This is a genomic window from Streptomyces odonnellii, from assembly GCF_000981895.1.
Classification (GTDB): domain Bacteria; phylum Actinomycetota; class Actinomycetes; order Streptomycetales; family Streptomycetaceae; genus Streptomyces; species Streptomyces odonnellii.
Genome location: NZ_LATD01000249.1, coordinates 1 through 11,771, shown reverse-complemented (window position 1 = coordinate 11,771; position 11,771 = coordinate 1). Strand labels below are relative to the sequence as shown.

The window sequence follows — 11,771 nt, the reverse complement described above, 5'->3', positions numbered from 1 at the left end:
CCGCCCGCCACTCACCCCGACCCCACGCACATCCGCTCCGGCGGCCCCTTCGTCCGTCGGCTCCCACGAGGAGGACACACCATGACCACGGGTTCTCGCAACCGTCCGGGCCCCGGCCCTGCCCCGGTCCCGGGTACGGTCAGCCGCCGGGGGTTCCTCCGTATCGGCGGGGGCGCCGCCGCACTCGCCGCGCTCCCTCCGGCCCTCACCGCCTGCTCCGGTTCGGGCGGCGGCTCGGGACAGGTACGCATCGTCGGCGTCGCCGACCAGCAGAAGCCGGTCGACGAACTCCTCGCCGCGTACCGTACGAGCCACCCCGACGCCCGCTTCAGCACGTCCTTCGCCCCCACCGACCAGGTCCAGACCGTCGTACGCACTCAGCTCGCCGGCGGCAACGCACCCGATGTACATGTGCTGTTCCCCGGCAGCGGCAGCGCGATGTCCATGGTCGAACTGGCCAAGGCGGGACTTCTGACCGACCTCGGCGACCAGAAGTGGACCGAGGGCATCCCCAAGAACTTCGACGCCGCCTACCGCTACGACGGCAAGACCTATCTCTATTCGGCGGGCAGCAGTGTCATCGGGGCGATATACAACAAGAAGGTCTTCGCCGACGCCGGGGTCCAGCCGCCCACCACCTGGGCCGGGCTCCTCGACGTCTGCGCCCGGCTCAAGGCCCGGGGAGTGGTGCCGATCGCCCTCGGCGCCCAGACCCCCTGGGTCACCCAGCTCATCACCTACGCCCTGGTCCCCAACGCCGTCTACGCCAAAAACCCCGGATTCGACCGGGAGATGGCCGCCGGACGCGCCACCTTCGCGGGATCCGGCTGGGCCGACGCCATGGGCAAGTACCAGGAACTCCAGCGCCGCGGCTTCTTCAACGACAACCCCAACGGCACCACCTACGAACAGCAGACCGCGCTCGTCGCGGGCGGCAAGGCCGCCATGGCCGTCCAGGTCTCCGCCGTGCTCTCCGCCTTCCGCACCGCCGCCAAGACCCCCGACGACCTCGGCATGTTCCCCTTCCCCGGCGGCGACGACCCCGCCCGGTTGTGGATTCCCGCGGGCATCGTCGTCGGCCTCGGAGTGGCGGCACACGCCAAGAACACCGCCGAGGCCAAGGAGTTCATCGCCTTCCTCGGACAGCAGGAGAACATCGACCGCTGGGCCACGGCCGTCTCCGCGATCCCCTTCAAACGCGGCCCCTCCACCGCCATCGACCCCGTACTGAAGGACTTCCTGCCCATCATCGACGCGAACCGGGCCGTCCCCTTCATGGACCAGAGCTGGCCCAACGCCGAGGTGCAGCCCGCCCACTTCGCGGCCGTACAGGAACTGCTGGCGGGAAAGACGGATGTCGGGGGAGCGCTGGGGCAGATGGACAAGGCCTACGGGAAGACATCGTGAACTCCCTTCCCAGGACGCCCACTTCGGACAGCGGCGGCACCGGCAGAAGCGGCGACGGCAGCGGCGGCAGCGGCGAAGGCAGCGGCGGCACGGGCGAAGGCATCGGCGGCGCCGCGGGCGACGGCAGCGGAACCCCGGCACTCGGACTCAAGAGCACCTCCGAGCCGGTCACCAAGGAAGCGCACTCCGGCCGACGCTTCCGGCTCCGCCCCGAACGCAGCGATCGCCGTGATCCCACCGTCCCCCCATGGCTGTTCGTCGTCCCCGCCCTCGTCGTCTACGCACTCGTCGTCCTCTACCCGAGCGCCTCCGGCGTCGTCTACGCCTTCACCGACTGGTCGGGCATCGGCGGCTTCTCCTTCGTCGGCCTCGACAACTTCCGTACCCTCCTCGACGACGACCGCGCCCTGGAATCCGTCGGCAACACCCTCCTGCTCACCCTCGCCGTCGTCATCGTCCAGAACGCCGTCGGACTGCTGCTCGCCCTCGGCGTCAACGCCAACATCCGGTCCCGGTCCCTGCTGCGGGTCGTCTTCTTCGCCCCCGCCGTCGTCAGCCCGGTCATGGTCGCCTTCCTCTGGAAGTACGTCTACAACCCCGACAACGGCGCGGGACTCAACGCGGTCCTCGGTGCCGTCGGCCTCGGCGGACTGCGGCAGGACTGGCTCGGCGACCCCTCGCTCGCGCTCTGGTCCGTCGCCGCGATGGTCGTCTGGCAGTACGCCGGATACTCGATGGTCGTCTTCCTCGCCGGCCTCCAGGGCGTACCCCCCGAACTCCACGAGGCCGCCACCGTCGACGGCGCGGGAATCTGGCAGCGCTTCCGCTATGTCACCTGGCCGCTGCTGGCCCCCGCGCTGACCGTCAACCTCATGCTGTCGACCATCGGCGGCCTCAAACTCTTCGACCAGGTCTACGCGGCCACCAACGGCGGCCCCGGCACCGCGAGCGAGACCCTCTCGACCGTGCTGTACAAAGAGGCCTTCGTCTTCGGCAAGTTCGGCTACAGCACCGCCGTCGCCCTCGTCCTCGCGCTCTTCGTCGCCGCCGTCTCCCTGGTCCAGCTCCGCCATCTGCGCGCCCGGGAGGTCACCGCGTGAACACCACCGCACTCCGGCGCCGCGGCTTCGGGCGCTACGGTCTCGAACTGGTCATGGCCGCCGCGGCCGTCGTCTTCCTCTTCCCCGTGTACGCCCTGGTCACCCTGGCGATGAAGGACCCGCGGCAGATCGCCGAGTCCCCGCTCGCACCGCCCCTGCCGCCCACCTTCGCCAACTTCGGCAACGCGTGGACCTCCGCGTCCCTCGGCCCGGCCCTGGTCAGCAGTACGGTCATCACGGCTGTCAGCCTGCTGCTGCTCATCACCCTCGGCTCCACCGGCGCCTACTACCTCGCACGCCGCGCCCGCGGACTCGGCTACGGGCTCTACATCCTCTTCCTGCTGGGCATCGTGCTGCCCTTCCAGCTCGGCATGATCCCCCTGTACAAGCTGGTCGACGGCCTCGGCTGGCTCGGCACGTACCAGGGCATGGTGCTCTTCTACACCGGTATCCAGCTTCCGTTCACCGTCTTCCTCTACACCGGCTTCATCCGCGCCCTGCCCCAGGACTACGCGCAGGCCGCGCTCATCGACGGCTGCGACCACCGGCAGGCCTTCACCCGGGTCGTCTTCCCACTGCTCCGGCCGGTCACCGGCACCGTGATCATCCTCAACGCCGTCTTCATCTGGAACGACTTCTTCACCCCGCTGCTCTATCTGGGCGGTTCGGGCAGGGAGACCGTGCCGGTCGGGGTGTTCTCGTTCGTCGGTCAGTACGTGTCGGACTACGGCCTGGTCTTCGCCGGTCTGGTGCTGGCCGCGCTGCCGATCCTGGTCGTTTTCCTGCTGCTCCAGCGCTATGTGATCAAGGGCTTCGCGGGCGGGCTCAAGGGCTGAACCGGTACCGGGCCGCGCCGCTGGACCGGCACGGGGCCGCGCACCGCCCGGGCGCCGACGAATCGAGGACGGAACCAGATCGAGGACGAAAACCATGACGTACGGACAGCTCCCCGCCCGCATCGCGGCGATCCTCGCCGAACCCCCGCGCGCCTTCTCGCCCACCGCCCTCTGGTGGTGGAGCGGCGAGCGGCTCGACCGCGAGCGGCTGCGTGACCATCTCCAACGGTTCGCGGAGGGCGGGGTGTTCCAGCTCGTCCTGCTCAACCTGGCGCCTTCGGGGCCCCTGTTCGGCTCCGACGCCGACGACCCCCCGTTCATGTCCGAGGCGTGGTGGACCCTGCTGGAAGGCGTCTGCGACGACGCGCGCGATCTCGGTGTGAGCCTCTGGTTCTACGATCAGCTCGGATTCTCCGGCGCCGACCTCCAGGCACGGCTCGTCGATGAACAACCCGCCTATGCCGGGCGCCGGTTGACCCGGATCCGTACGGTCACCGACGAGAGCGGCGAACTGCGCTGCCCCGAGCACGGCGAGCCCCTCGCAGGCCGCGCCGAACCACTCGATGCCGACGACCGTCCCACCGGGCCCGCCGTCCCGGTCCCGGTGGACGGCGGGACCGTACGGCCCCCCGGTCCCGGGCGATGGCGTCTGACGCTCCATCACCATGTGCAGCTCGGCTTCGACTACCTCGGCGTGGACGCCTGCGCGGCCCTTCTCGACCAGGTGCACGGCGCCTTCGAGCGACGGCTCGGCGACCGGCTCGGGGCCACCGTCGTCGGCTCGTTCCAGGACGAACTCCCCACGCTGCCCTCCTGGTCGGCCGGATTCGCCGACGCCTTCCTCCGGCTGCGCGGCTACGACCTCGTCTCCTGCCTGGACGCGCTGTACGAGGACGACCGCCGCCCCGACGCCCACCGGATCCGGTACGACTACCACCTGACCCGCGCCGAACTGGCCGAAGGGGCTTTCTTCCGGCCCCTCTTCGACTGGCACGAGCGCCACGGCCTGCTCGTCGGCTGCGACCAGCAGGACCCCGCCCGTGCCGGACACCCCGTCGGCGGAGTCGAGTTGTACGCCGATTACGCCCGCACCCATCGCTGGTTCTCCGCGCCCGGCTCCGACCACCACGGCGACGCCCGGATCCACTCCTCGCTCGCCCATCTCCACGGCAGGCCGCGCACCTGGATCGAGGCGTTCCACTCCACCGGCTGGGGCGGCACACTGGAGGAGACCTTCGACTGGCTGCTGCCCTGGCTGCGGGCCGGCGCGACCCTCTACAACCCGCACGCCGTCTACTACACGACCAAGGGCGGCTGGTGGGAGTGGGCGCCGCCCGCCACCGACTGGCGCCAGCCGTACTGGCGCCACCACCGGGTCTTCGCCGACGCCGTCACCCGGCTCTGCGCGATCCTGAGCCTCGGCCACCATCTCTGCGACACCGCGGTCCTGCTGCCCACCACCACGGCGCAGGCGGGCACGGCCCTGGACGGGGTGTCCGGCGCCGCGGAACGCGCCCAGGCCGTCTACCTCGAACTCGTCGGGGACATGACCTGGTTCCACACCCGGCCGGGGGCGCTCGACCGGCTCGGCCTCGACGCCGATGTGATCGACGACGAGTCCCTGGCGCGCGCCACCGTACGGGAGGGGTACGGCGAGGACGGCGGCCCCGACAGTGCCGTGCGGCTCTGCGCCGCCGAGGAGCGGTACGCGACGGTCGTGCTGCCCGCGTGCACGGTGCTCGAACAGGACACCGCGCGCAGGCTGGTCGAATTCGCCTCGGCCGGCGGCACCCTGATCGCGGTCGGTGCCCTGCCCGAACAGATCGTCGGCCCCGACGGAGCCGCCACACTCGACAAGATCCGCGACGAACTGCGCACCTGCTTCACCGAGGGCCGGGCGGTGCTCGTACGGAAGGCTTCGGACCTGGGTGCCGCACTCGCCGCGCGGCGCCCGGCCGTCCGCGCGTCCGTGCCCGCGCTGGCGCGGCGCGTCGACGGCGCCACGGTGGTGTTCCTGACCGCGGGCTCCCCGCGCGCCACCCGGGCCTCCGTCGCCGCCCCGGACGAGCGGGGCGCGGCGCAGGGCTGGCTCGACGCGCGCTACGACTTCGACCCCGGCCGGTACGCGCACACGGCGTCGGTACGGGTGCGGGGTGTCCGAGGCTCGGCCGTCCTGCTGGATCCGTTCGGCGGCCCTCCTCGTACGCTGCCGGTCCGGCCGGCGGAGGACGACGCACTGGCGGTGGAGGTGGAGGTGCCGTTCGACTCGGGGCCGGCGGCGGTGCTGATCTTTCCGGGGCCTTCGGAGGAGGCGTCCGCGGTCGCCCCGGTCACCGCGTTCGCCCCGGTCGCCGCGCGGCCGTCCCGTACCGTCGTCGAGATCCCCGCCGACGCCGACTGGGAGATGACCCTCGTCCCGACGCTCGACAACACCTGGGGCGACTTCGCGCGGCCCGCGACCGGCGGACCCGGCGGTCCGGCCGTCGTCGAGTGCCATACGTTCCGGCAGGGCAGCGCCGAAGGCCCCGCCGGGCCCCCGGTCCATGCGACCTTCGGCCCGCACGCGGTGCTGCTGGACGCCGGCGGCGGTGTCCGGTCGACTCTGGAGTGGTCCGGCGCGCGGGGCGTCCACAAGGACCCGGTCCACCGCGATGTCCTCGGCCCCAAGGGGCATGTGCCCGAGGAGTTCGTCCTCGTCGGCCCGACGCCCGCCGGGGCGGTGGCGCGGGTACGGACCGATCTGCTGCTGGACGAGGACTTCGAGGGGTATCTCGCGATCGGGGCCGCGGCGGTGAAGACGGCCGGACTCGACGGCGTACCGGTCGAGTTGGCGGACAGCGGCCATCTCGCGATGGGCCCGGTCGGACTGGCGGCGGGCCGCCATCTCCTGGCACTGGACCTGACGTCCAATCAGGACATTGATTTGCGTGCCCACTTGGCGCTCGTCCGCGACCTGGAGCGCTACCGGCGCCCCGAATGGATCCTCCCGCCCGGCGGCGGCCCGGCCGTTGTCGGTACGACCCTGACCCTGGCGGCCGTGCCCGTCCGGGCGGTCGTCCAGATCGCCGCGCGCGGCCGGTGCGTTCTGCGTGTCAACGGTCAAGTCGTTGGCAGGCAGGGCGGATTCGACCCGTACGCCGAGCACGCGGTGCCCCGGGTGCGCCGGCACGACGTGGCGGCGGCACTCCGTACCGGCGACAACGAGATCACCGTGGAAACGGACAGCGGCGGTACGGGCTGCGGCGGTACGGACGGCGGCGATCCGGCCGTACTGGTGGACGCGGCTCTGTACGACGAGCGCCACCGGGTGGTCGCGACCGTCCACAGCGATGCCACCTGGTGGGCCGGGCACGCGGGGGACCGGGGGCCGGTCGCGGTGCGCCGTCGGCCGGTCGGGGATCCGGCCGCCCTGTATCTGCGCCGCAGGCCGCATCCCCTGCCCGGCGCCGCCTGGCTGGACCCGGACGCCGACGACGGGACGGTGGTGCCGGTCGGGTTCGCGGTGCCGGGGGCCCCGGCCGAGGCGGAGGAGTGGCTCTGGTTCGAACTGCCGCCGGGCGCGGTCCGGTTGACGGCCCGGACCTACGGCGAGACCTCGGTGTTCGTGGACGGTCAGGAGCGCCCGGCGACCACGACCCTCGGACCGGACGGTGTGCGTACGGTGACCGCCGGTCTGCCGGCCGGAGGCCCCTGCGGGCCGCGCGCCGCCGCCCTGCGCGTACGGACCCGCCCCGCCCACCGGGGAGGCGCGGCCCTGGCCGGTCCCGTACGGTGCGAGACCGGCCAGGGGCTGATCAGGACCGGCGACTGGGAGACGCGGGGCCTCGCCGAGTACAGCGGCGGATTGCGCTACACACGCAGGATGGCGGTCCCGACCGCGGGCCGGGGCGCGGCGGGAGAGCGGCTGTCGCTGGACCTCGGGCGGGTGCGCGGCACCGCGGAGGTACGGATCGGGGGCGCCGCGGCCGGGGTACGTGTCTGCTCCCCGTATGTCTTCGATGTGACCGGACTGGTCGCGGCCGGGGAGGAGTGCACCGTCGAGATCACCGTCTTCGGCACCCTCGCGCCCCACTTGGACGCGACGAGCCCCACCCACTTCGTCTTCCCCGGCCAGCGCGTCTCCGGACTGACGGGTCCCGTACGGCTGCTCGCCGGCTGATCCGGCCGGCCCGGCGGGGGCGTGCCGCTCAGCGCGCCCCGGCCGGCCCCCGCCACCGTGCCCGCGCGCTCTCCGCCCGGAACAGATAGGCCGCGTAGGCCTCTTCGTAGAACTCCACCCCCGCCGGATCCGGGTCCACCACCGCGTCCGGCGTGGTCCAGACGCCGGTGTCCAGGGCCAGTCCGAGATCCGCGCCCCGGGCCGCGACCGCCGCCAGCACCGCGCCGCGCGCGCCCGGTTCCGGGCCCCGGGCCACCCGCAGCGGGCGGCCCAGCACATCGGCGAAGATCCGCAGCCAGGCGGGGTTGCGCGCGCCGCCGCCGCAGACGGCCAGCGCGCCGGTGAGGCCCGCCGCCTCCAGACAGTGCCGGGCCGCGAAGGCGATCGCCTCACACATGCCCCGTACCAGATCGGCGCGTGACGCGCGCAGATCGAGACCGGTGAACTCGGCGCGCGCGGTGGGATCCACAAAGGGCGCGCGCTCGCCGGACGGTGACAGATAGGGCAGCGCGGTCACCCCGTGGGCACCGCGCGGGGTCTGGTCCAGCAGACCCGAGACCTGCTCGTGGGAGGTGCCGGTCAGTCCGAGCACCCAGTCGAGCGCGACGGTCCCGGTCATCGCGGGCAGCGCCCGCATATGCCGGTCGGGGCGTGCCGTGGCGAGATGGAAACCGACCGGATCCTCGTCGAGCGCGACCCGTTCGACCACGACCTGGCAGGCCAGGGTCGTACCGACGATCAGCAGCCCGTCGCCCGGCTCGGTCACCCCCGCGCCGAGCGCGCAGGCGGGCAGATCGTAGGGACCGGAGCTGACCGGGGTTCCCGCCGCCAGCCCTGGCGTCCGGCCGGTGGCCTCCCCGTACGGAAGGGTCGCCGCGATCGGGGGCAGCAGCCCGGCGCGGTGCGCGAGCCCGAGATCCGCGAGCGCCTCGGGGGAGTAGGCGCGGGTACGGGGATCGAGGAAGGGCACCGAGGCGTCGGAGAGATCGGTGGAGCGCTCGCCGGTGAGCCGGAGATGGAGGATGTCCTTGCAGCAGGCGGCGGTGGTGGCCGCGTCCAGGGAGCGCGGTTCGTTGCGGTCCAGCCAGGCCATCAGCGGGCCGGGGGAGCCGGGGAAGAGGACATTGCCGGTGCGCCGGTACAGACGCTCCGCGGTGCCGTCGGCCATCCAGCCCGCGACGAGATCGCCTGCCCGGCCGTCCATCCACGACAGCGCGGGCCGTAAGGCCCGGCCCGACGCGTCGGCCAGCCAGAGTCCGTCGCCCTGACCGGTGAGGGCGACGAGCACGGGCGTACGGTCGCCGGTCACCGCGCCCAGGACACGCGAGGCGGCCCGTACCACCTCTTCGAGATCCTGCTCCACGCGGTCGCCGCGTCCTCCCAGGGAGATGGGGGTGGACTCGACGCGCAGCGCGGTGCCGTCCTCGTCGAAGGCCGCCGCTTTGGCGACGGAGGTTCCCATGTCCAGACCGACGAACACTGTGCGGCCCCTTCCCTTGTGGACTTGTGAACTTGCGAAGGCACTGGTGTTCAGGCGACGCGGTGGGCGAGTCGCTCGCCGCGCAGGAACCTGCCCACCTCGGCGGCGGCGACGCGCGCCGCGTTGTGCGCGACCGACTTGTTCGCGCCCGCGAGATGGGGCGTCATCACCAGCCGGGGAGCGGTACGCAGCCGGGAGCCGGGCGGCGGAGGTTCCACCGCGAACACATCGAGCCCGGCCGCCGCGAGCCGCCCCGACTCCAGCGCGTCGCACAGCGCGTCCTCGTCCAGCAGCGCGCCGCGCGCGCAGTTGACCACGACCGCGCCCTCGGGGAGCAGCGCCAGTTCGCGCGCGCCGAGCAGTCCGCGGGTCTCGGGCGTCAGCCGGGCGTGCAGCGAGACGACGGAGGAGCGGCGCAGCAGCTCGTCCAGGCTCGCGACCGGTGTGCCGGCCTCGCGCAGCAGGCCGGGGTCGGCGTACGGGTCGTACACCAGGACCTCCGAGCCGAGCGCGGTGAGGGCCCGGGCCACCCGGCTGCCGACCGCGCCGCAGCCGATCAGCCCGACGGTCGCGCCGTCCAGGCCGGGGCCGCAGTTGTCGTACGTATAGAACTCGCCCGCCCAGCGGCCCGCGGCGAGCGCCGCCGAGGTCTCCGGGATCCGGCGCATCGCGGCGAGGATCAGCCCGATGGTGTACTCGGCGGTGGCGGCGGCGTTGCGGCCCGGGGTGTTGCAGACCTGGACACCGTGCTTCTTGGCCGCGTCCAGATTCACATTGACGGGGCCGCCGCGGCCGACGACCACCAGCCGCAGATCCGGCGATCCGTCGAGGATCTTGCTGGTGACCGGGGCCATCTGGGTGACGCACACCTCGGCCCCGGCCAGCGCGGCGAGGAGCGTGTCCTCGTCGCCCGACGCCTCGTCGACCTCGGAGACCGGGCCGAAGGGCGTCAGCGGCCAGGGCAGACGCAGTTGGCCGACGGTGTGGGCGGCGCCGATCACGGCCGCCAGCTCCCGGGTGAGCAGTTCGGGGGCGACGAAGTGGTCTCCCGCGGCGAGGATTCTCATCGGCCGGATCTCCTTGGCGTGGTACGGCGGGAGCCTGAGGGGCCCGTGGGCCCGGCTCCGGTGGGTGCCCGGGCCCTCAAGCACTCAAGCGGTCTCAGGCGGGCCCGGGCCGTCAAGTGGGCTCAGGTGGGGGCGAGTTCGTAACGGACACCGCTCTCGTCGAGGGCCTTGACGGCCTCCGGCGGTGTGCGGTCGTCGATCAGTACGAGGTCGAACGCGGTGAGCGGGGCCAGCCGGTGCAGCGCGGTGCGGGTCAGCTTCGAGTGGTCGATCATCAGCACATTGCGGCCGGCGGCCTTCAGCATGGCGCGTTTGACCGCGACTATGCGCTGTTCCTGGTGGAAGGCGTAGTCGCCGAACACGGACGAGGTGGAGACGAAGCACACATCCACCCGCAGCGCCTCGACGGCCTCCACACAGGGCACCCCGAGGAAGGAGTCGTGCAGTGGGTCGTAGTCGCCGCCCAGCGCCATCAGATGGATGCCGCGCTCCTCGGCGAGCAGGTTCAGCGCTTCGAGGAAGTTGGTGACGACCGTCAGCGGTTCGATACGGGGGAGGAGCCGGGCCAGTTCCAGTGTGGTGGTCGAGTCATCGATCATCACCGACATACCGGGCTCGATGAGGGTGACGGCCTTGGCGGCGAGCGCTTCCTTCTCCGCCCGCATCGCGTTCTTCCGGTAGGCCACATTGCTCTCGAAGACGCCCGAGGGCTGCGCGGTGACCCCGCCCCGGAACTTGCGCAGTACGCCTTCGCGTTCGAGTTCGTCGATGTCCCGGTAGATCGTCATCGGACTCACACCGAACCGCTCCGCCAGGTCCGCCGCCGAGGCCGATCCCTCGGTCAGCACAAGGTCGGAGATCTCCCGGCGCCGCTGTATGGGGCCGCGCTGGCTCTTGTCGTCCTCTGGCATTCCCGGTCCTGTTCCGCGCGCTGGTCGCGCGCGTCTGTCGCGTTCGCTGATCCGTCGCCCCGAGACACCTCATCAATAACATGAAGCTCTGAGGATATAACATAGATTACTGATGTAGCGTTTGGCAGTGTTCACCACGGCCGCCGACCGGGTCAACCCGTCCAGCGATGCCACGACCCCGTCCTCACCAGGTGGGACAAGGCATGCCGGCCTCGTGGGCGGCGGCCGGGGCGCGGTGGCGACCGCCGGTGGCCCTGGTGTGAAAAGCATGGTGAGACCACTGGGGGATCCGGCGGACAACGAGAAGGCCACCAGCGGACAAAGAGAAGACGACGCGACGGGGAAGGCGGGAATCCGTGACGGACACACGCCACAGAGACGTGTGGATGGGGATCGACCTGGGGACCCAGAGCGTGCGCGCCCTGGCCGTCACCGACGACGGACATGTGCTCGGGCGGGGCTCCGCTCCTCTCACCGGTCGTCGCGACGGGCACCGTCATGAACAGCTCCCGTCCGATTGGTGGAAAGGCGTCGGCGCGGCGGTCCGCCGGACGCTGCGCACGCTCTCCGCCGCACGGGTGCGCGGGGTGGCGGTCTGCGCCACCTCGGGCACCGTACTGCTCACCGACTCCCGGGGGACCCCCCTGACGCCGGCGCTGATGTACGACGACGGGCGGGCCGGGGAGGAGGCGCGGGACGCGCAGGAGGCGGGCGAGGAGGTGTGGCGCTCGCTCGGCCACCGTATCCAGCCGACCTGGGCCCTGGCCAAACTGCTGTGGCTCGTACGGTCGGAGCGGGGCGGTCCGGGGGG

At 72.2% G+C, this 11,771-nt stretch carries 8 protein-coding genes; 5 read left to right on the top strand and 3 right to left on the bottom strand.

Going from position 1 to position 11,771, the window contains the following annotated elements:
* Positions 1-81 precede the first annotated feature (81 nt).
* The 4 genes from WH07_RS22585 (at position 82) to WH07_RS41785 (ending at position 7,502) form a co-directional block, all read left to right on the top strand.
* Entirely contained in the window at positions 82-1,407 is a 1,326-nt protein-coding gene (locus WH07_RS22585) for an ABC transporter substrate-binding protein (RefSeq protein WP_046503031.1), read from the top strand.
* A complete protein-coding gene (locus WH07_RS22580; RefSeq protein WP_232789021.1) occupies positions 1,404-2,507 on the top strand; it encodes a carbohydrate ABC transporter permease in 1,104 nt (367 codons plus the stop codon). The genes WH07_RS22585 and WH07_RS22580 overlap by 4 nt, the downstream gene beginning before the upstream one ends.
* Complete coding sequence (locus tag WH07_RS22575) at positions 2,504-3,343, top strand: carbohydrate ABC transporter permease (RefSeq protein WP_232789020.1); 840 nt, start codon at positions 2,504-2,506, stop codon at positions 3,341-3,343. Before WH07_RS22580 ends, WH07_RS22575 begins: the two co-directional genes overlap by 4 nt.
* Positions 3,344-3,437: 94 nt before the next feature.
* Positions 3,438-7,502: a hypothetical protein gene (locus tag WH07_RS41785; protein ID WP_046503028.1), complete on the top strand. Its 4,065-nt coding sequence runs from the start codon at positions 3,438-3,440 to the stop codon at positions 7,500-7,502.
* A gap of 28 nt (positions 7,503-7,530) precedes the next feature.
* Here WH07_RS41785 and WH07_RS22565 read toward each other — a convergent pair whose 3' ends face one another.
* The 3 genes from WH07_RS22565 to WH07_RS22555 all read right to left on the bottom strand — a co-directional run bounded on the left by WH07_RS22565 (position 7,531) and on the right by WH07_RS22555 (position 10,960).
* The gene (locus WH07_RS22565) at positions 7,531-8,982 is read right to left on the bottom strand and encodes an FGGY-family carbohydrate kinase (protein ID WP_052744528.1); all 1,452 of its coding nucleotides are present in this window, start codon (positions 8,980-8,982) and stop codon (positions 7,531-7,533) included.
* A 50-nt stretch (positions 8,983-9,032) separates the two neighbouring features.
* Positions 9,033-10,049 (bottom strand): 2-hydroxyacid dehydrogenase, encoded by a 1,017-nt coding sequence (locus WH07_RS22560; protein WP_046503026.1) that lies wholly within the window; start codon positions 10,047-10,049, stop codon positions 9,033-9,035.
* Positions 10,050-10,171: 122 nt separating this feature from the next.
* Complete coding sequence (locus WH07_RS22555; RefSeq protein ID WP_046503024.1) at positions 10,172-10,960, bottom strand: DeoR/GlpR family DNA-binding transcription regulator; 789 nt, start codon at positions 10,958-10,960, stop codon at positions 10,172-10,174.
* A 356-nt stretch (positions 10,961-11,316) separates the two neighbouring features.
* Between WH07_RS22555 and WH07_RS22550 the strand changes: the two genes are divergently transcribed.
* Positions 11,317-11,771 (top strand): FGGY family carbohydrate kinase (locus WH07_RS22550; protein ID WP_332836367.1); only part of this gene is annotated, 455 nt, incomplete at its 3' end.